Source organism: Flavobacterium flavipigmentatum (assembly GCF_020911905.1).
Lineage (GTDB): Bacteria > Bacteroidota > Bacteroidia > Flavobacteriales > Flavobacteriaceae > Flavobacterium > Flavobacterium flavipigmentatum.
On the sequence record NZ_CP087133.1, the window covers coordinates 560,673 to 582,730 of the forward strand.

The window sequence follows — 22,058 nt, forward strand, 5'->3', positions numbered from 1 at the left end:
AAAAAGGAAGTCCAATAAATGGACTTCCTTAATAGTTCAAGCTTAATAAAGTTTGATAAAGTCCAAAGGATTACACCCAAGCATTATCAAATTCTCCTCCACCCATCGAAATTTTACGCGCAGAGATCATAAAAGTTTCCGTTAAAGGATTTTCGCTGTTATGATCAAAGTTTTCTTTGTACTTAACCATGTAAGCTTCTGTAAACTTTAGCTCTTTTAAAGTAGCGTTTGAGTCACGTTTGATGAATTTTACTGAACCATCTTTTCTTTCGAAATTGTTGGTCATCCATTCAAACAATTCAGTACTTCCGGTAGACTCTACCTCCAGCATGATTCTTCCTCCACGTGTTACCGTAGATGGACGCCCAGAAGCATCTGTTTCTTGAGCCAAATCATAACTCACGTTTAATACTTTGTAATCTTTACCTGCTACTGTTAATGATGTTAAAAACGACATAATGAAAAATTTTAATTATTAATTTATTTATTTATGTTGTAAATATATAAATAAAATCTTATGAAGATTAATTTTTTAATAAAATTTTATTGATATTTTTTAAATTTCATGTTTTCAATAGTTTACATTTAAAAATGAATGAATTTTCAATCTTAAAAATACCAAAAACTAGGCAAAAGGATTATTTGTAAGACAGTGGACCAACAAAAAAATATCCTCTAAAGTCAAAAGCACGATTCGTACTTTTTATTGTTGCCTCGACAATAATATCTACCTTTTTTTTTGCTCTGCTTACATCATCAACCAAGTACATTGTTTCTGATAGCTCTACTCTCAATTCATTTACTTTTATTCTTTTTTCATGAAAGAGTAAAGATTGTTTCATTGTTTTTGAAATGATTTCTTTCAATGTATTTTCGTTCATCAATAAATCAAAATCTATTTCCCAAATTTTAGATCCAAATGTTTCGTCAAACTTGCATTCACCAAATGTGGTTGTTGCCAGCAAAATAATCTGTTGCGCAATTGAATGTTCAATTGAGGTTTTCTCTAACTCCTTTTTCTGGATAATGCTATTAAAATCTATAGGCAGTTTATAAAAAGCTCCTTTCATCTTTTTTAGTATTTAAATGTAAATCAACCTATCTGTCCCTCCGCGTTTGTTTGCTTCCATTGCTTTAGAAACTTGCTTTCTTTTTATAATATGGAGTTTTACTTTTGGCGTCAGTTTTAAAAATTTCTCACGATACAAAATATCGCCAATAAATCGTTGGCCCTTTTTTTCATCGACAATTACAAAATAACTTGTTCCTTTTTCAATCGCAAGTGAATTGATATCACCCGCAAAAATCTGAATATTTTGCTCTTCCTTCTGAAAAGTATAGGTAAGTTCGTCCTGATTTAATTTTCTATATTTCGAAATATCAAATGCTTCTATTTCCTCCTTTAGCGGCTCAAAAGGGATATTCTCAAAGAGAAAGTTTTTGGGTGCTAAAAATTTTAAACCTAGAAAACTCCAAACACCCTTTTTGACACTTTGCTGTTTATAAAAATAAGTATCTCGAGTTACTTTATATAGTTCTCTTTCATTGGTTTTATCATCTGTAACAATCATTTGATAAGTAGGCACTTCAATTTCAGCAGGGATTTCAGCTCCTTTAAAATGCGTTTTCAAAAATACCGATCCCACTTGCTGTTCTGAAATTGTTATCGTAATCGTATGTTGTCTTAAAGCAGAATCAGTTCGCACAATGACTTTACCTTCGCCACTTCCTGCGTAAAAAACAGAGCCGTCGTTATCTGTAAGTCCTAATGAAAGATTGAGTTCTGGAATTGGCATAGTTGGATTTTTTTAAATATTTTTAATCTCTCTTTGTAAGTTTGAATTACCTCCTCTTGATTTTGTACTTTTTGAGACAATGCAGATATAATCTTATATTTTGATTATCAGATGCACTAGGGCTAAACTCATAATCTCTTTTAAGTGTATAAAATTTTATGGTTTTAATAGAATTCCCCATCAATTTTTTGATGTCCCTTCTTGTCAATTGCAAAGCAGCGGTGCCATCACAGTTGACGTTAAAATCATTCTTTAAGATATACATGTCTCCATTTGTAAAATAAAGTTCCAAAGGTTGCTTTTGTTTCACGCACACATTATCTGTAAAAATCTTAAAATACAGGAAGATGCTACTTTTTCTTTTGCCGAGCTGAAAAACAGCATATTCATAATCTTCATTAAAGACACGCAATAAAATAGGAGGCGCACTTGCAAAACGTTTACCCGAAAGCAATAATTCATTTTGCGAAATAGGGCAACTAACGGTGTCAATTACTTTTTGTGCTTTTACGGAATTTGAAAAAGAAAATAAGGCAATAAAAAGTAAAATTTTAAGTACGTTCATGTTTTTGAATTATTTGGTTTGACCATTCAAAAGATCAATTTTTTTTATTTAAAAAAGGAAACACATTTTGCTGTGCTTCCTTTTTTGATTTAAAGTACAAATACTATTTTTGTTCGTAATCTGTATCCCATTCTGTTCCGTCATTTCCTTTCTGACCGTCCATTTTGATCAAAAAGTTTTTTGCTGGAAAATAAGGTTTCATGTGTATGTCCATGTAAATTCTATCCTTTTGAATTGGATCTTGCTCAAATCTGCGAATTTCAAAATTCTCGATTAATTTATCTGGACCAGTGATTCCGTCAAGGAAAGCAACGATCTGATTCATAATCTCTTTACGAGTTTTGGCAGTAAAGTTTTCGAAAGCACGACGGTTTAAGAAATCCATTAAAACTTTGGTTACGTAATCAAAAACACGAACTACAGAATAGGTTTGTAAGCCTAAATTATCTCCGTTAAACAATGTTTTTGCAGAGAAAGCCATTACTTTACCATACTCGTTTACCATTGGAACTAATCCTAAGTTTTCAAGATTCGCAATTTCACTTTTCTTAAGGTCAAATTTCACTCCATCTACTTCGTTGATTCCACCGAATTTTTTACCTGCAGTAACCTGAGACATTAATGTTTTATAAATTTTTCCTGCAAGTGCTGCAGAAGGAGCAACATGTAGATCCTCATTTTCACCAATTTGATCAAATCTTCCGCGACCCACTAACCAGTTACAAGTCATGATTACGTTTGAACGGTATACCTCACCTCCAGTTAAAGAAGCAGCGTCAAACATTTCCATTACATCATCTGGTTCGTCAAGATGTTCGAAATCTGTAACCAACATTACTTTGTTTTCATGCGCAATTTTTGCCCATTTTTCGATAACTTTATTGGATCCTAAATAACCAGGAATAACCAAAATTCCATAATTATTTTTAAGGTCTAAACGATCGTAGTTATCTACCAATTCAGCGTGAATTGCATCAATAAAACGTGTATTATCAAGATCTTTTAACTGCTCTAAATCAGCGTTTACGATCGTAACATTCTTAACTTTGTCTGTTTCTGTATTTTTAAAAAACAAAGCAAGAGTTCTGTAAGCAGCTTCGATTTCTCTTGTATCTTCAACCGCTTTTATCAGATTCTTTTTTAATAACACTTCTGATTCTTTGCATTTATCTTCGCTTTGTGCGACCATATCTGTCAAAGCTTCATTACTGCTTAAAACCGAAGTCCAAAGTTCTAATGTCTTCAAAAGTGTTTCTCTTTCTTTGGCTTTGTTTACTTCTCCAAGGAAAATTTTTCTTCTTGCTTTTCTCTCTGGATTAAGATTTTGAATCCCTTCGATTGACATTTCTAATAAATCAAAACCACCGTATTTGGCCAGTTTTTCTACATTTTTATCAATCGAACCTCCACTTACTTTACGTTCTAATACCGCAGTATCAGCGTCAACACCTTTATATGCTTCTTTATTTGCCATATCTTATATCTTTAAAATTCTTATTTATTCTCTTTTAACTCATTAATCAACGTTCCAAGACTTTCCAACAAAGCTTTTTTTGCTTCTCCATCTTCAAGTGCCGCTTTTAAAATTTTATTCGATTTTAACTGACGAATAATTTTTTGATATTGATCTTTTTCTGTTTCAAGATCTGATAAAAAATTACTTTGTGAGGTGATTCCTTTTATTCCAAAATCTCCTAAATTTTTAAAGTTTAACGCTTCTACTTTAGTAGCTCCGTCTACGGTCTCAAAATTTACTTTTACTTCTGGTTTAAAATGCTCAAATGCTTTTTCAACACTTGTAATTCCTTCTACTAATTCTGGTTTTACTGGTGCATCAACAGTTAGCTTTTGCGCAACAATTGTTCTGTTTTGAGGGATTGCAGAGATTGCTTCATCTGCATCTAATTTTACTTCATTACCTCCAATTCCATAGTTTGATAACATACTTTCGACTTTTTAAATGATTATATTATTGGTTCTTTTTACTCTGATTTCTAAATTATTGGTTTTGATAAATCTGACGACAGACATCCAAATCCCTACTAACTTTCTCTAACTCTTCTTTATAGGTTTTCGCCGATTGGTTCAAACTGTCTATTAAATGTGAATTGTGAGTTAGACTTCTAATTTGCTTTTTATAATCAATGATATTCTTGTAAGCCAAGATTACATTATTATAAAGTTTTTTATTATCTGTAGTATCTTTTGGTATTTTCTGATAGATATTGGCTATCATGACATTGGCCAAACGCTGTTGAAAATCATTATCTACTTTTGGCGAATTAATAGAGTCTATTGTCATTCGCACACTATCAATTTTTACCGAAAAATTAGTCTGATAATCATACTCTCTTTTCATCATTTCATTCTCGGCTTTAAGCATTTTATTTTCGGCAATCGGCATGTAAAAATTAAATGATACCGCAATTAACATAACCGAAAAAGTGAGGATAAATGCAATTAGAAAAGCAATAAATGCCTTCTGACGTTCTTGTTTGTTTAAAACTTCCATAATTTATAATTACTATTATTTTCTTAATCTTTTATAAAGAAACCATGTCTTTTTGGGTTATGAATGATATCTTTTTTATCTGTTTCGGCAACAAACAATTCGATATTTTCTTTTTTCTTACCGATGTAATCCAGCTTGTTTAATGTTTCGAACAATTTTTCGATTCTGATAAGTGTGCTCATCACCAACGAAGCTGTTTTGTCTATATTCACATGATCATAACCTAAATTAATCACCGATGTAAACATTATTTCCAGATTTCCTTGCGAAATATCACACCACTCTGCAAAATAATTTAGCAACTCTTCTTTACCTGCTCCTGATTTTGAGTCGATAAAGTTTTTCATCACCCTTGCAAAAGCCACCACGGTACCCAACATTGCGGCTGGATGCTGATGCAATGAAAACCAACGAAACTGAGTCAGGTTGGTCCCTAAGTAGTATCCAGTGCTATCTGCCAATTGCATGACTGTTTGTGCCAAAAGACCTGTTTGCTGAATACGGTTAATTTTTTGAGATATTTGTACCGAGTATATTTCGATTTGGCCAAACGAACGCGCTATTTGTGCTTGCATATCGACCAATTTTGGATGACACGCAACAGTAACAGATGACGGAATATAATCTTCATCCAAAACAGTGGTATCACCAATCAAAACCTTACCTATTGCCAAGTAAAACCCTCCGTATCCTATTCCTGAACGAAACTCATCCGCTTTGATTAAATGAAGCTTGTATTCTGGCTGTGTGTTAGGGTATCTAGGTGGAACTTCATCTGGATCTGGCTCGCCAAACGGAATTTTTTTCTTTGAATTCACCGAAATACAAGCCAGTAAGACTAATTGCTCTCCTTCTTTTATTTCGTAGGTATCTTCTGGATAAGGAACTTGTAGGTCAAGCGTATCGGTATTGCTTTTACTAATTTCGATTCGTGATCCGTTTGGAGTAATGGCGTGACATTCTTCAACACGTACGCGTAACAATTTGTGATTATCGATTCCTAAAGTAATTTTTGTCGATTCCTTGTTTTGATTTCCCGAATCTAGCAATCCGTAACTTATCGGTGTGGTATGGATACCTATCGCATCATTTACCAATTCAGAAACATTGTCCTGCATCGCTAAAAAATGACTCTTGTTGATCTTCATCCCATCAATCCAGTTAACGGGAAAATGACTTAATTTTTCTATCATGGCTCTATATGTTTTTTATTTGATATCTTGTGTTTATATTTTATATTCATTTTCTGTATTTTAAATAAAAGGAATCGTTCAATTGCTATTTTCCGTTTTTGATTTGTATAAGATTTAAAAAGATTTTTCTAACAAGCTTTTTCGGGTTAAATACCAACAATGACGCGCACTGAGCCCGATTTTAAGGAAAATATTTACACTGTGATTTTTTATTTTATGAAATACTTTACAGTTATTTTAATTGCTTTTAGCTTCAATAATTTTAATCTATTTTTTTTGTTCTCAAATTGAGATTTAAACATAGATTAAAAAACTAATTCACAAAAGTTGAAATGCTTCGATAGAAACAGTTCAAACCTTTTTTTTAATTTTCAGCATTGAATTTAATTATTACCTTTTTGGTTTAGTTTGAATTAACTTAATTAGAAAATCATCTGTAACATCTTCAAAATTCACATTATGGAAATCCTTAACTCCCCACGTTCTTTGAGGTATTATTCTGTCGTGATCAGCTTTATCAAAATAAGTTTCACTGTATTTGTAAAGTAATATATTTTTCCCAATTACTTTAAAGGTTAGGTAGGACGATATCTCAATGTAATCTGAACAAATTTGGCTTTCTATTGTAAAGTAGTTATCCTTAGAAACTATTGTACTAAATCCTTCTGTGGCACAATTAAAATTATTTTTACGTATTATCAAATTATTATTATACCACGTTTGATAAGTTTTATCAGGTAACCCCTTTTTTATTTCCATAGGAAGTCCAAAATGAATTCTCTCAAACTCTCCTTTCTCTTCATCATTTGTATAAAGTATGATTTTATCTTTTATTCCGTCTTGATCTAAATCAAAATCATACGAATAAGCAACATTTCTATTCTCATTTAATTTCGAAACTTCATCAAATGAAAATAATTCTGGAAACAGTTTATAAAAAAAATCATATTTTCCAATTAATGGATTATTTGTTTTTACTTTTCTTAAAAGACTCCATTTTTTCTCAGATAGATTATATAGATAAAAATAGACTTCGGTATTATTTTTAAAAAACATAGCCTCTTCTGATTTTCCATTCGATATGTCTAAATATTCTTTAGGAATATAAACTGCAAAAATATTATATGAACTTAAATCTTTACTGACTATTTTTTCAATTATTGAACTCCCTGTAATTTCCTCTTTATTAGGGACATGAAGATAGTTAAGCCAATATTTGTGTAAAGAAATGTATTTTGGAACATAACTTATGGCAAACCATTGTACCTCTTTATTTTCATAATTATAATAAAAACGATATGGATGTTCTGATATATCAAAATCTCCAAATGAAATCATATAGCCATTAAAGTATTTTTTTTCAAAAAAATTAACAGGCGGTTGTACCTTATCTATTTTTTCAACCTGTTTTTTATCCTCTTCTATCTCCTGCTTATTTTTATTTTTAACTTGACCATTACAAGAAATAATTAATAAGCAGACTAAAACTACTTTTATTATTAATTTCATCGTATTATATTTTCTCACCATTATTGTCAAATTTTGTTTTCATATAATACTCAGGATTAACTCTTGAAGAAGCTACATTTAAAAAAGTTGCAGTATCAGCAATATAACTTGTTGAAGCCAAGCTCTGCGAAGTCTCTCGACTTCGTAGCGTCCCAACATGTCTATAAATTTTAAACTTTTGCTTATCTACATTTTTAATTAAAAGTTGCACCTCACATTTATCACGATACAATTTCTCCCAATTACAAAACAAAAAAAATGAAAATTAAAAAATATTATTAAATTCCTCGAGCTAACAAGAATATCTTATTCTTGCTAGCTGAGGCTTTTCTTTTCAAAATGTCAAGGAGCTTTCTTTATGTTAAAATCCTTTTTTTTATCTTAAGGATATGATTGTGAAATAAATCTCCCATTATCAAATTTCTTTATCATATCTACTGGACCTTCGGGAGAAAAATTCCAATCACCATTTCTTAATCCATTGATATAATATCCATCTTGAATTATACTTTTGCCATATTCGTATGAATACCTTTTTTCAATCCAGTAACCATTTTTTAAATGATTATTTGTATTTCCTTTCAATTGATATTCAAAAATTTCATTATCATTCAATATTTTTTTATTACCAAACTTTTTATTAACGATTGGTAGATCAAAATAATCTAAAAATAATCCATCTTTTACCTGAAAATCTAGATTTTCGGATCGATTGGGACTTTTCAAAATGATTTGAATTTTATCTCCTTTAATCTGTGCATTTCTTAAATGTTTTTCTTCAGATTCCAGTTCTTCGTATACTATCATACTATTATATTCAGTACTTAAAGATTCATTTACCAATAGGATACTTTCATAATTACCATCTTCATAATCTATTTTTATATAATAAGATTTAAACTTAACATTATTGATTATAAATTTTTTATAATTGTAAAATTGCAATAAAGTGTCATTGTTTGAAATGAAAATATCCCACATATATGGCCTAACAACTTCCCTCTCAAAAGAATTTTTCAATGTTATTTTTAATTGTTTTATTTTGTTTTCTTCTTCAATTTTTTTTCCAATAGCAATTTTATCTATTGAGTTTATTAAATAACCATCTTGATTAACAGTGTCGACCTTAATTTCTTTATTGGATGAAATAATTGAAGTTGAGACAGTATCCGATTTGCAACTTTGAAATTGAATTAAAAAAAGGAGATAAATAAAATATTTCATATTAAAGTTCTTTTAATGTTGGTGCATACCCTTGTATATGTAGGTGGTCGTTATGATTATTATCAGAATCATTAGTACATTTATTGAGTAGTTTTTCTTTTCTTTCTCCATAAGATTGTGATAACATATTTTTTTAACAAAATTTGTTTTAAGGACACTCTCTTGGATAGCTCCCTACTTAATATCCGTTCGAACATATTTATAACTTTTAAACTTTTGCTTATCTACATTTTTAATTAAAAGTTGCACCTTGCATTTATCACGATTAACTTTCTCGCAATTACAAAAACAAAAAAAGATAAAATGACAAATTAAAATTCCTCTAGCTAACAAGAATATCTTATTCTTGCTAGCTGAGGCTTTTCTTTTCAAAATGTCAAGGAGCTTGTTGTATTTTTTTTATATATAATCGAATATTATCGATTATAAATCTATTTATTTAATGGTTTCTTATTTCTAAGATCAATTAAAAAACCTTCATTTACACTTTCAAATTTGACACTTCCGAAATCTTTTATTGACCAGGTTTTTGCAGGAATTTTCAATTCGGGATTACTTCTGTCTGTATATTCTTCACCATATTTGTGAAGATTTATATTTCCTGTATTTTCATCTATTTTAAATGTTGTATACGAGTTAACAAATAAAAAATCCTCACAAAATATTTGCTGAACAGTAAAATAATTATTTTTACTTACAATACCTCCATATCCATCAGCAGGACAATTATCATCATATTTAAAAACTATGCCATAATTATCATTTACTTTTTGATATTGATTGTTGTTTTTTTGTAAAATAATTATAGGATTTGAATTGTGTTGAGCATTCTCTTTATTTTTTATTTCATCTTTTTCTAATGTCAATACTTTAAATTCTACATTTTTTAAATTAATAATAGTACTGTCTAAAACATAAAATCCTTTCGGAGCTACTTGATCTATATTTGAATTTGTTTCTTTTTTTGAAAAATCATTTTTTTTCAACATTCGATCAAAAACTATAGAAGAATGTAAGTTAGAATTATCTTCAAACTGAATATTAAATTTTACGTAATCAATATTTATAAATAAATCTTCTAATTTTTGAGATTTCTTATTACTCTTTAAAAAAGCTAAAGCTGATTTATAATCTGGAGAATCTTTACCTCCATAAAGTTCATAATTTTCAACTATTTTATTAAAATAATTTTGATTGACTAAATATGCTACATCATATATTTTTTTATTTTCAAATTTCTTAAATACTGTTTTTTTTATATCTTCAAAACTTGGAATTTGAACTTTTTTATTTTCAAATTTCAAAAATATTGTAGTATCTCGTTCGAATCCAAGTGTAGTTTTAATTTTTTCTTCACCGTAAAAAACTGCATCATAACTAAAAGTTATTTTGATATTTTTGACATTACCATTTAAAAATTTTAATTCTTTTCCATCCAATAAGTCACTTTCCAAAAATGCAGGTTGTATTAAAACTTTTTCTCCATCATTTTTAATATTAAAATCTTCTTTAGCATTATCATTTACACTATTAATTCCTTCAAGAGCTACAGATGAATTTTTAAATTTTAATTTAATTATATCAGCTTTGTCGTATAAATTGTCATTCTTTATTTGGCCATTACATCCTATTAAGAATAGACTCCATAAAAGCATCAAAATTCTTTTCATATTTTTGTTACATTAATTGACGAAACTTCTTCTAAATCTAAATCTGTTAATCCTATATGCCCATGATCATCATGATCACTTTGGTGTATTACACCCAAAACAGTACTTCCTAAAACAGTAACTGGATTAGCACAAAAGTTTTTTCTAAAGCCATACTTATAAGCGAAAGTAAAAACCGTTTTATTTTTTTCTTGATCGAAAACTGAACTAGTATTTAAACCTTGATAGCTTTTCCCTAAAGTATTTAAATATCTAAAATCACAATCTAAACCTTTCCTAGTACCATTATGGCCATGCCCCGCATGATGAAACGAACCAGGTTGCCAAGGATCACTACCATTTTTCGAAGACATATCACCTAAATGAATTTCCCAACCTTTTTCATTTACATCATTGATAATACCAAATAACGCAGATGCTGTTTTAGGCAGCAAGTAATGATCTCCTTGCCCTACTATCTCCCCTCCTGAAGTTCCCCCTGAATCTACACCTGAATATCTATTAAAACCACTACCTGAATCTGGTATCTTAACCATTCCGTAATCATTTTCATCTAAAGAATAAAGTAGTTTAAATTTACCTTCCGTTTTTTCAACATAATAAGCATGTTTTTTTTGGGTTCCGTTCTTAAATTTAACTTTTCCAGTTTTATAAATATAATATTCATATTGTCCTTCTGAGGATTCATTAGCGGTAGTATCTTTAGAGCATTCTTTTACCTTAAATATTTCAATCATTTTTTTTAGATTTTCCCATCTTGCATTTCTTGTAGGTGTCTTACTATTTATTATATCTACTACCTTATCTAAATGTTCTTTTTCATATCCTTTATTTGCTTCATCCATGCACTTATATTCTTTCCAATACGCCATGCTAGCAACAGTTCCTTCATTAATATTATTGATATTATTTGCATCAATATCTGTAGTAAAATCTAAATAATCAGAATCGATTCTTTTATTGATTTTAATGTATTTATCTTTTCCTGTAATTTGTATAATACCTCTACCCCTATATTTCCATCCATCACCACTTGCAATATCACCATTTCCATTTCTATTAGAATAAGCGATATTTGCAATCATTTGAACATTAGCAGAATGCTGAGTTAAAGTGTGTCTATTGTATGTGTTTCTTAAAAAAGTAATATTACTACTATCAATTCTACCGTAAGTAAAAGCTAAATCATTAGGTGGACCATTTAATAATCCTGTTGTACTAAATCGCGTATAGTTTTCTGTAAGTTTTTCAACAGCATAATTTAGGCCTTCTCCATCTTTTACATTAATACTTAAACCAACTTCTTCTCTTACTTGTGCAAAGAAATGAGCTTTTTGTTGACAAGTATTTAATCCAAATTTGCTGTTTGCTAAATTGAAAGCATTCATTAATTCTTCCTTTTTAGCTTTAGTTGCACTAGTAAAGATTAAATCTAATTCATCTAATGTTAATTTACCACATCTAGGGCATTTTCCTTTACCAATTACAAAATACTCACCATCTCTTTTCAAAAATTCTCCTTCATGTTTTTTAGTATCACCTTGGCATTCGGCTTTTAACCAAAGACTTTCGGCTAGTGTTTTGTAGGTATCAAAACTAATAGTTGTTCCAATACCGTAAGTTTTGCTTTCTAATGCTTTTTCTACATCGTCTACAAAGGCCGTTTTTCCTGTTGCTATTTTTGTGTTGCCTTGTTTTCCTTCCTTTGCATTGTTAAGTATTATTGCTGCGAATTGCTTTTTGTTGTTATCGGTAATTACAGTTTCATTTTTAAATTTATAGCTGTAAGCTTCATCTTTTTTTCCTTTAAGGAGTTTTTCTTTCCATTTTTTCAAATCCTCATCTGCTTTTGGGCGCAGCTTTACTTTTACTTTGGCTAACCCATTCTCTACAGTTGCTTTTAGTGTTGTAAGTTCTGCTCCGTTTTCTTTGGCTTCTGTAACGGGTACAGCTGCATTTAGCTTTAGATTATTGGATTTCAATAAGATATTTTAGTTGATTTATTTTTTACAAAACCTTAGAAGCATCGCTAGAAACTTAATATCTAGCGACGATCTACAATTTGCTCTATGAGCATATCCTTGTACTGCAAATTTTGTTTTTTGTATTTCAATATTTCAATGAACTTGTTTTTTTTAAAATCTTTTATAAATTTCCTCTGTTTATTTTTTTGTGGATACGGATTGCAAATCCCCGCTATCAATGGTGCTGGTTTTTATTATCAACACATTTGATAAATTACCATAATAATTATTTCATTCTATAAATTCAGTATTTTTTCAATATAAACATATTCTAAATCATTTTTTAAATCAGGAGCAACTTTAGAATATTTAGCTATTTTGTCTTTTTTAAACTTAAACATTAATATTTTGTTGTTTAAAAAGATGCTTATAAAATCTTTGATCTCAGTTTTTTCAGAATTTGATCTAGGTTCTCTAATATAAAATTTATCAACCAAATCATTATTATTTAATACAATTACATAATACCAGCTTGTACCAATATCAGCTAAAGCTTCAATAATAATTATTTCTATACTCTTATTTATGGTAGATTGATAGGAATATATTGAAAAACCAGGGCCTTCATAATTTGTTTCAGATAAATCAACATCAGTAACTACAAAATCTTTTTTTGTTAGCATGAAGCTATTATCTGTCTTATAGGTTAGCTTCGTATCAATACATGTATAAGAACTTTCAGCAGTCTCTTCTTTAAAAGAATGAATGATATCAAATGAGATTTCTTTTTTTATGAAACTACTATCGTTTTTTACATCAATAGAAGTAACTTTTGTAGTATCATATTTAATTTTTATTTCTTTTTCTTTTTGATGAAACTGATTGTCTTGTTTACAGCTACATAATATTAATCCAAAAAGGAAAAACAATTTTAAATAAGTATTGTGCATATAATTTTTCATTTTTTACGATCTTTCATTTTTCACTTCTTCTTGGCGTTGTTGATTTATATTAGTTAACCTCACAAAAAATGCAGGATTGTATCTATTAGTAAGCCCTGATCCATTACCTGATTTTTTCATTGCTACTTCAAAATGCAAATGTGGGTTTGGAACACCTCCTGCATTGCCAGAATCACCAGTATAACAAATCGTTTCTCCTGACTTTACCTCTCCACTAGTTTTAACTGCCGAATTAAGGTGAGCATATCTTAAATAAAATTTGTCAGCATTAATATCAAAACCTGCGCCACTTTCTACTTCTGTTGTAAACTCAAGATTATAATTCTTTTTCGCATTTCTCAAATCCTCTCCGTTGACTTCTAAAACCAACACATTACCATAGCCATCATTACCTTCATTCATGTAGCTTACTATTGTGCCATTTAAACATGCTTTACATGGAGTATCGATATCCGCAAAAATATCAAGACCTTGATGGTTCTTTGGTACAGTTTGTCCATTTAATATTTTAGTTCTCACAGGTCCGAAAGCCCCATTCTGTTCTTTATGTACTCCTGCAGAATTATAGTAAGTTCTTTGAGGATTATCAATAGGGTCATTCCATGTTGAATTACCAACTTCTAGGGGAGAACAAGAATTAACTTTAAAAACATCAACTCCTTTTTCAAAATATGCCTTCGCATCTTTCCAACCTGCTAATCCTGGGTTTACGATGCTCCTTATCTTTTTGATGTTTTCATCACTTGACGTTTTTAGAGTGTCAGCAGTTTTCCATATTTTATGCTTTTCCCAATATGCTATTGCTGATAAAACAGCATATTTTGCTTCTTTTACTTTTTCTGGATTTGCCTCTAAATCAATGTATTCATTTGGGAAAAATTCCTGAATATATTCAGAAGCACTTTTGTAATTTCCTTTACCTGTTAATTGTTTTAATCCTCTTCCTCTATATTTATATCCATCTCCACTAGCTTCATTTCCATTTCCGTTACCAAATCCATTTTCATTTGCATACAAGTAATTCATTAATTTTTTTTGGGGGTTTTCATTGCAATAATTATCTAATAATCTACTATTGTTCAATTCTTTAGCTCTGTCTTTAAACACATCTAAACATCTTGATTTTGAGTATCTATATACGTCGGTTTCAACCATCCAATCAGGATTGATACCTAATGTTTCTGCACCAACTTGAGCAAAGAAATGTGACTTTCTCAAACAAGTATTAATGTGTATTTCTTTACCCGAATCGAAAATGTATTTGTTTAAATTGTCAATAATTTCTTGTCTGAAGACCCTGTGTTTAATAAAAACACCGAATAAATCTTCTATTTGTTTAATAGTTATTCTTTCCTCACATCTAGGGCATTTTCCTTTACCAATTACAAAATACTCACCATCTCTTTTCAAAAATTCTCCTTCATGTTTTTTAGTATCACCTTGGCATTCGGCTTTTAACCAAAGACTTTCGGCTAGTGTTTTGTAGGTATCAAAACTAATAGTTGTTCCAATACCGTAAGTTTTGCTTTCTAATGCTTTTTCTACATCGTCTACAAAGGCCGTTTTTCCTGTTGCTATTTTTGTGTTGCCTTGTTTTCCTTCCTTTGCATTGTTAAGTATTATTGCTGCGAATTGCTTTTTGTTGTTATCGGTAATTACAGTTTCATTTTTAAATTTATAGCTGTAAGCTTCATCTTTTTTTCCTTTAAGAAGTTTTTCTTTCCATTTTTTTAAATCCTCATCTGCTTTTGGGCGCAGCTTTACTTTTACTTTGGCTAACCCATTCTCTACAGTTGCTTTTAGTGTGGTAAGTTCTGCTCCGTTTTCTTTAGCTTCTGTAACAGGTACAGCTGCATCTGCATCTACCACAATGCCTTCTTTTTCTTTTATCGTAATCGATACTTCTTTACCATCCAATAAAAATGTTTTGGCGACCACATATACTTCTTCTTCCAGTGGGGCACTATTTATTTTTATAAATTTAGCACCTAATTTGCATAAATTAAAAGATAGAGATGCTCCAATTTCATAAGAACCACGCTCCGTAAGCACATTTTTAATATCATCAAGTTTGGCATATTTTTTATCTGCTTTTACTTGTTCATCTACTCGTTTTTTGATGATCGATGCTATCTTATCTTTGTCAATAGCAACATTTTTGCTTCGAAAAACGTATTCATGTTGTCCCGCGGTCTCTGAAGTTTCCAACGAAAATTCTTCTTTAGCAAAATAGGCACTAATAATCCCTTCTATTTTTACTTCTTCCTCTTTAGGGGTGTCGTCAATTATTAAAGGTGTTGTATTCGTTGGTGTTTCAAATACGGGTATTACCCTTTTGTTTTTTATAGTAAAAGAAAGTATTTTATCACTCCCGTTTGCATTTTTAACGTATTCTCCTGTAATTTCAAGAACTTTTATATAAAAATTTTCTAAATCTTCAGGCAATCCTGGGATTTTCATAAAACAAGACATCGTTTTAAACGTAGCTTTAAGTGTTCCGTTAATGCATTTTGCTTTTACACTTTCTATAGGAGTATGCGGTTTTTTTGCAGTATATGACTCTAATGTTAGTGTATCACCATTTATGCCTTCTGTTTCTAGTGTAATAAATAAGTCATGTCCATAATTTATTTCGCTTTTATCTGCCGTATTTTGTTTTTTACTCCATGAGGAAGAACTTATTTTTTTTTCACATTTTCCATATACATGTAGTCCCGTGTTTCTTTGATCATGTCCTCCATATAAACTAGCTTCTAAGTAATAGGCATAAGATCCGCATAATTTTTTAGGCAATTCAACGCCGAAAGGAACACCAGCTGGTTTTATTGTTCTATTAAAAATTTTTCTTTTTTTCTGATCCATCCACAACCATGTGATGTTTCCTCTTTTTTGATCCTCTGTAGTTTCATTATACCACTCACCAACGGCAAACGGAGCTTTCTGATTTGGTTTTATACAAAGTATTTTATCTGGCACACTAAAATCTCTTAGTGCACCACTATTACCTACCCACTTTATTTTTTTTACCCCCTTTGCCATTTGTATGCTTTTAGAAAATAATCAAATCTTTTTACTAACTATATATTATTCCTTCGTCTGTATGCTCAATTTCAAATAGCTCTTTTATATTTACCATCGGATTTATTTGCTTTTGGACTTCGGGTTTGGCATTCTTTACATTCTGTTTACTCGCTTCTGCTTTCTGCCCATGTTTGTCAACAGTGATGCAATCAGGCCCTCCAATGGGGCAAGTAGCTTTGCTGTCTTCTACTAATATCTTTCCTTTATTAGATAATGTAACTTTTTCATAGAAACCACTCCATTTAGTAATTACTGCCTGACATGGCAAGTAATCACCACTTCCGTTGGGTTGCATTTTACATTTACCAAAGGTGTTTTTCTCTAATGTTTGACCAATTTCTTTATCGGTTGCTATGAGTTTATTTTCCGCATCTTTGTCATTAGCATAATGCTTACTCTGCGTTTTTACCATAAGTTTATCCAACTTAGGTTCAACGCTAAATTTACATTTTACGGTAGCTCCCTGTACTACTACATGTTTTTTACTCATGACTTTACCTTATTTAGATGTCAAACAAATCATTAACTCTTCTTAATTTTCAACTATTTTCTTCTCTTTATTATTCTTAAAAAGCTCAATTACAATAGTTAATTTTTTTGGTTCAATATTATCAATATTGCATTCTAGATTCATTTTTTCTACAACATAAGTATCCGAATTCAGAAAGTAAACAGCATTATAATTGACTTTCGAAGGAGCATAATCATACATAAAACCAAAGCCAGAATCTACGTAATCGCCTTTTTGTTCTATCTTAATCAAACCAGCACCATCCAGATTAGGTGATATTTTGTTTTCCACACTAAATACAGATTCAGTTTCTTCTTCTAGCGGAAATAAAAAATCTTTCTGGAATCCATAATCAGCTGTATACCCAACATTGATACCGTTAAAAAAAGTCCTCAAAAAATAATCAGAACGAAGTGATGTGAATAATCTCTCTGAATTATCTAATGCAAATTCTGTTTCTTTTATGTATGCTTTAACAACCTCTCCTTCATAATAATCTAAAATTTCTCTTTTTGTATCCTTCCAACGATAAACAATATCATCGTAATTATAAATATCAACCCATTTACCGGAGCCATCAACAACAATCTTTAGCGGATACAACACTGCGGCAGTCTTTACTCCGAGTTCCTCCATTACTGTGTCTGGCATTTTGTTATTGATAAAAATAGATTTTCTGTTTATTTCGAACAGGTGAAATTTATTTTTATCCGTAGCAAGCCATTTCAGGCTTACTTCCATTTCTATTGTATCAATCTCCTGACCCACTTCTGTGGTATACTGTACTTTGTATTCTTTTTTGATTCCTTCAGGCAGAAAAGGCAATTTATAATCTTTTCCAAAAATGACTTTTCGAGGTTTTTTCTCTACTATCTCATCTACTGAATCTTCTTTTTTTTCCGGAGCCAAAATCAAGAATTCTAAATGACTTTTAAAATCAGCTTCTATCAAATCCGGAATAGCGCAATATATATTATGATATCTTCTGAGTTCCTGAGCAGCTACGCCAAGATCACGAGCTACGCTTTCGAGCGTATCTCCCTTTCTTATCTTATAAGTACGATGCTTATCAGACGATAACAACTCCGATTCGTTTATATAATACATTCGCCTAAATATCTTAAATCTACACGTTAAACTATTATGCTACTTCTTCTGCCTTCTTTTCTGGAGTTGGCTCATAAATAAAATCATCTTCTTTTTGCTTCTTTTTCTTTATGACCACTTCTTTTTCCTTTTGTCTTTTGCATATAATTACCGAATTTTCAGTAATACCATTCATTCCTAAAGTATATTTTGCATCTACATACTTGGCGGATTGATACCATTTAGGTTGCAGAAAAAAGACCCAGTTGCAATTTTCTCCATTATGTTTTAAGTCGATTTTACCTTCGGCATTATGTTCGTTATACCCTGAAACGGTGTGATAAAACAATTTGCCAAAATCAATCCTTACCGGACCTTTAGACCGAATAGATGTATAAATTGGACTATCTTCTTTTTTTTGAATCAATAAAGTGATCAATAATAAATCCTTCATTTCTACAGTATCAATTTCTGGAAAAGGATTATCACCAGAGGGTATTCTCCAGGTAACGTATTCTTTAGGTGGAATTTGCATCATATAATTAAATACGCTGTAAACTCCAGTGGGTACCAGAAATACCAGAAAATGAGAACACATCAGGAACGTTAAGCTGATTCCGTTTAATGCGGTGTAAATAACAATAAACAAGACACTAGAATACAGCGTAACCAAAAAAGCAAACAACAATTCTGTGCCAACTATATTTTTTAAATTAAACTCCTCAAAATACCATCGGTATAAATAAACATGAAGAATTCCAAAAAATAATGAAGCTATTTGATAAAAAAGAAATTCATCAGACAGTTCTGTAAATAATTTGTTGTATCCTAAAAAACCTACCAAGGCATAAATCACCACAAAAGAAAAAAGGTAGATGTAAAATTTCTTTTTATACTTTACCTGAAATTCTTTTACTTTATCGCTAAATACCATTGTTAGAATAGCGCAAACTGCTATAATTATAACTAAAAGTACAATAAGCCTAATGTCTATAAGTGCCCCTAAATGCTTTTTTACCATTACTAAATTCGTGTTGTATACCCTAACACAGGTAGTTTATTAAAATTAAACTGTTCGGTTTCATGATCCATCAATAAAACTGTTTTTACCTCTACTTCCATCGGAAAAAAATGTTCGCAAAAACAGTCTATAAATATTTTAATTTCTCCATTATTGATATAATGATAAAAAGGTTTGTTCGTTATTGGGCCAATCTTCATGGTTACATTCAACGAATAATCCATATAATCTTTACCCACTATAAAATCGACTCCTAGCCTATTTTCTCCCAATATATTTTGCTCTCCTTCATCACTGTACTCTTTAGAAGTGGTGGTAGTAAAACTCACTTTTTCTTCAATAATACTTGACAGGCAGCGACATGCCAAATCAATATCTCCCACAATTTTATAAGCGTAAGGCAAAATCTGGATAAATTTGGATACCAAAACTGCCGGATAAATATGTGGCAACCCCCAGAAATCGTAGAAAAATTCTAACGGCTTGCTCCCGTTTAACTTGTATAAAAAATCTCTTTCAACACTTTCTATTTTAGTCCTAAAATGAAAAATTTCGTTTTCAAAAGGTGCAAAAAAATTACGAGCTTCGGCTTCCTGTCTCTTCTGGTGCTTATGCTCCTTGATCATTTGCCCCACCGATTTATCAGCATTGTTCTCGCTTAAGCTATGCACAAGACCCTCTGGCAAAGTATCATATATACTGTCTCTCGACAATAATATGTTAAGAAACTCCTGCTTGTCGTAGTTGTCATCCTGAATTGTTGCTCCTAAAATATCACTTCTATGGGCTCTCGAAAATTGCCCTTGATTAGAAATCATAATTTCATCCTGAACGACGTTATTGCCCGCAATAAGTTCGTTAGCAACTACTTCGGCTCTAATATCAAACGAAATACTTTCTATTTCGTGTACCAAATCTTCAAGACTCTTTTTATTTTTTCTTTGCATCTTCGTTAATTCGTCCTGCTCCTATGTAACGTAACTGAAAATATTCATCGTTAAAATTATAAATAGCTAACCCTTTGTCAGTACAAGCCAAAATTCTATCGTTGTGCAGATATAGGCCAACATCAGAGATAGGATGATCTTTATCATATCTAAAGAAAACCAGATCACCTTCTGCTAAGAAGCTTCTTCCTGTAAAAATTTGAATCGATTTGGATTTCCACATCCCAGCGGGGTCTTTGGGTAGAGTTACTTTATAAACATCACTATACAAAGACTGCAAAAAATAGGAACAATCAATTCCTTTTTTAGAGAAACTTTTTTCTTTATAAGGAGTATTTATCCACGGATCGATATAGGAATACAATTTGTAATTTGTGATTTTATTTGGCATAACCGCCAACACAATCGAGTATTTTTCCTTTAAAGCTAAGGTTGCGTCACTTAAGTTTTCTGAATTATCATTGACAACTGAGTTGTTTTTTAGAGCAACTTCTTTCATTTGAGATTGCTTTTTTAACAATTCTAAAGAATAATCATATTTGAAAGGAATTTGCGAAATATAATTTTGTGCACTACTTTCTAAACAGAAGTGCATCAAAATAAGTAATAAAACTGCCTGTCTCATAAAAATATTATTTATTGTTTTACCGTGATATTCAAAAAAATGACACCAATTTATTCTCAATTTTGAATTCTAAGCAATACCCAAAATAAATTAACATTTCAACTTCTTTAACAGCAATAAAATCAACACCCCATAAGGTTACTGTTAATTCTTTAACTATTAATTCTTTTACATGTGTAATTCGCAAGGACGCAAATGTAATAAATTGTTTTGTAAGAATACAAATATTTTTTGTAAAATTATTTGTATAAATTTAAAAGTTTTAAAAAAAATAAAACTATTTTTGCTTTGTTTTTCATAAAAAATATCTCACTTAGTTGATTTCTTAAAAAATTGCAATGAATAAAAAAAATATTGATATTCGGGTTATCTTTTTCTTTACCATATTGTTATTAATTGGAGTTGTAGCTTTTATAATTCAGTTATTCAATCATGTAGATTGCGAGGATGCGAAGTTTTATATTTTCTCAGATCACTCCCAAAGCCAGGAATCCATTGAGTTTTATGACAAAACACCTAATGCAAAATCATGGAAGTGGGATTTTGGAGACGGTTCTGAAATAGATGTAAGAAAGCATACATTTCATGTCTATAAAAACCCAGGATCTTATTTTGTCACTCTAACCATAAACGGAAGTTGCGTACACACTAAAGAATTGATCATTAAAGACAAGTTTGCTGCTGATATTTTGGGTACACCAAAGATAATCTCGGCAAAAATAATTTTTGTAGGACAGCCAACCTATTTTAAATCAGTATCCAACAATGCCAAAACATGGGAATGGGCATTTGGAGAAAATAGAGGAATTGATGAAACTTCCTCTAATCCGGTATACACCTTTTCAACCCCAGGAGAAAAAACAATCACACTTGTTATCAATGGAGATTTTAGTCGTATAGCAAAAAAAATGATCTATGTGCATCCAAAAGTGATTAAAAAAACGAATCCTCTTGATGTGACCTCTTATGAATATGAGAAACAAGCAGAAGCCTTTGCCTTGCCAAGAGGTTCGTTAAAAAAAGATCCTTTGGAAGACATGCTGCAATATGTTCCTGTAGCCCCCAAAACAAAAACAGAAAAAGACAGTACGAATATCCTAAAAAAAGCCCCGAAGGTCTCCGAAGATCAATTTGAAATCTTATTACTTAAAGTAGCAGAAGGCAATAAAGTTAAAGACGATTTTGCTGAATTTTTATGTGATGACCTTGATATTCCAGTTGTAAAAAATGATAATGATTTATTAACTTTTTCTCAATTATGTGCTTCTATAAAAGGTAAAAAAATAAGAATAGACGCGATTAGATTAAACAAAGACAAGCAAAATAACTGTGTAAAAGGATTGAATATCAGCTACAAAGTAAAAAAATACATGATCTGGTCTAAAGATTAAA

General features: G+C 30.7%; 20 protein-coding genes. 1 reads left to right on the top strand and 19 read right to left on the bottom strand.

What is annotated here, in order from left to right; all coding sequences use genetic code 11:
- Positions 1-70: 70 nt before the first annotated feature.
- From tssD to LNP22_RS02860, 19 genes are all read right to left on the bottom strand, one after another.
- The gene (gene tssD, locus LNP22_RS02770; RefSeq protein WP_229975220.1) at positions 71-457 is read right to left on the bottom strand and encodes a type VI secretion system tube protein TssD; all 387 of its coding nucleotides are present in this window, start codon (positions 455-457) and stop codon (positions 71-73) included.
- Positions 458-638: 181 nt separating this feature from the next.
- On the bottom strand, positions 639-1,070 hold the full coding sequence (locus LNP22_RS02775) for a GPW/gp25 family protein (protein ID WP_229975221.1): 432 nt from the start codon (positions 1,068-1,070) through the stop codon (positions 639-641).
- A gap of 12 nt (positions 1,071-1,082) precedes the next feature.
- Positions 1,083-1,796, bottom strand: coding sequence for a hypothetical protein (locus LNP22_RS02780; RefSeq protein ID WP_229975223.1), 714 nt, complete (start codon positions 1,794-1,796; stop codon positions 1,083-1,085).
- A 46-nt stretch (positions 1,797-1,842) separates the two neighbouring features.
- On the bottom strand, positions 1,843-2,361 hold the full coding sequence (locus LNP22_RS02785) for a hypothetical protein (RefSeq protein ID WP_229975225.1): 519 nt from the start codon (positions 2,359-2,361) through the stop codon (positions 1,843-1,845).
- A 103-nt stretch (positions 2,362-2,464) separates the two neighbouring features.
- On the bottom strand, positions 2,465-3,835 hold the full coding sequence (locus tag LNP22_RS02790) for a DUF5458 family protein (protein ID WP_229975227.1): 1,371 nt from the start codon (positions 3,833-3,835) through the stop codon (positions 2,465-2,467).
- Between the two features lie 20 nt (positions 3,836-3,855).
- Positions 3,856-4,305, bottom strand: coding sequence for a hypothetical protein (locus LNP22_RS02795; RefSeq protein WP_229975229.1), 450 nt, complete (start codon positions 4,303-4,305; stop codon positions 3,856-3,858).
- A gap of 55 nt (positions 4,306-4,360) precedes the next feature.
- On the bottom strand, positions 4,361-4,873 hold the full coding sequence (tssO, locus tag LNP22_RS02800) for a type VI secretion system TssO (protein WP_229975231.1): 513 nt from the start codon (positions 4,871-4,873) through the stop codon (positions 4,361-4,363).
- A gap of 23 nt (positions 4,874-4,896) precedes the next feature.
- On the bottom strand, positions 4,897-6,066 hold the full coding sequence (locus LNP22_RS02805; protein ID WP_229975233.1) for a hypothetical protein: 1,170 nt from the start codon (positions 6,064-6,066) through the stop codon (positions 4,897-4,899).
- Between the two features lie 390 nt (positions 6,067-6,456).
- Complete coding sequence (locus LNP22_RS02810; RefSeq protein ID WP_229975234.1) at positions 6,457-7,575, bottom strand: hypothetical protein; 1,119 nt, start codon at positions 7,573-7,575, stop codon at positions 6,457-6,459.
- A gap of 381 nt (positions 7,576-7,956) precedes the next feature.
- The gene (locus tag LNP22_RS02815; RefSeq protein ID WP_229975236.1) at positions 7,957-8,799 is read right to left on the bottom strand and encodes a hypothetical protein; all 843 of its coding nucleotides are present in this window, start codon (positions 8,797-8,799) and stop codon (positions 7,957-7,959) included.
- A gap of 431 nt (positions 8,800-9,230) precedes the next feature.
- Positions 9,231-10,469 carry a hypothetical protein gene (locus LNP22_RS02820; protein ID WP_229975238.1) on the bottom strand — a complete coding sequence of 413 codons (1,239 nt, stop codon included), beginning with the start codon at positions 10,467-10,469 and terminating at the stop codon, positions 9,231-9,233.
- Positions 10,466-12,451 (bottom strand): glycoside hydrolase family 19 protein, encoded by a 1,986-nt coding sequence (locus LNP22_RS02825; RefSeq protein ID WP_229975239.1) that lies wholly within the window; start codon positions 12,449-12,451, stop codon positions 10,466-10,468. The genes LNP22_RS02820 and LNP22_RS02825 overlap by 4 nt, the downstream gene beginning before the upstream one ends.
- A 278-nt stretch (positions 12,452-12,729) precedes the next feature.
- Positions 12,730-13,395 carry a hypothetical protein gene (locus tag LNP22_RS02830; RefSeq protein WP_229975242.1) on the bottom strand — a complete coding sequence of 222 codons (666 nt, stop codon included), beginning with the start codon at positions 13,393-13,395 and terminating at the stop codon, positions 12,730-12,732.
- 3 nt (positions 13,396-13,398) lie between these two features.
- Positions 13,399-16,434, bottom strand: a complete 3,036-nt coding sequence (locus tag LNP22_RS02835) for a peptidoglycan DD-metalloendopeptidase family protein (protein WP_229975244.1) — start codon at positions 16,432-16,434, stop codon at positions 13,399-13,401.
- Between the two features lie 34 nt (positions 16,435-16,468).
- A complete protein-coding gene (locus LNP22_RS02840; RefSeq protein WP_229975246.1) occupies positions 16,469-16,966 on the bottom strand; it encodes a DUF4280 domain-containing protein in 498 nt (165 codons plus the stop codon).
- 42 nt (positions 16,967-17,008) lie between these two features.
- Positions 17,009-18,094, bottom strand: a complete 1,086-nt coding sequence (locus LNP22_RS02845) for a LysM peptidoglycan-binding domain-containing protein (RefSeq protein ID WP_229975248.1) — start codon at positions 18,092-18,094, stop codon at positions 17,009-17,011.
- A gap of 34 nt (positions 18,095-18,128) precedes the next feature.
- Positions 18,129-19,094, bottom strand: coding sequence for a TssN family type VI secretion system protein (locus LNP22_RS02850; RefSeq protein WP_229975251.1), 966 nt, complete (start codon positions 19,092-19,094; stop codon positions 18,129-18,131).
- 2 nt (positions 19,095-19,096) lie between these two features.
- Positions 19,097-20,041 carry a hypothetical protein gene (locus LNP22_RS02855; RefSeq protein WP_229975252.1) on the bottom strand — a complete coding sequence of 315 codons (945 nt, stop codon included), beginning with the start codon at positions 20,039-20,041 and terminating at the stop codon, positions 19,097-19,099.
- Positions 20,025-20,666, bottom strand: a complete 642-nt coding sequence (locus tag LNP22_RS02860; protein WP_229975253.1) for a C40 family peptidase — start codon at positions 20,664-20,666, stop codon at positions 20,025-20,027. Before LNP22_RS02860 ends, LNP22_RS02855 begins: the two co-directional genes overlap by 17 nt.
- Before the next feature lie 338 nt (positions 20,667-21,004).
- Between LNP22_RS02860 and LNP22_RS02865 the strand changes: the two genes are divergently transcribed.
- On the top strand, positions 21,005-22,057 hold the full coding sequence (locus LNP22_RS02865; protein ID WP_229975254.1) for a PKD domain-containing protein: 1,053 nt from the start codon (positions 21,005-21,007) through the stop codon (positions 22,055-22,057).
- The last annotated feature ends 1 nt before the right edge of the window (position 22,058 follow it).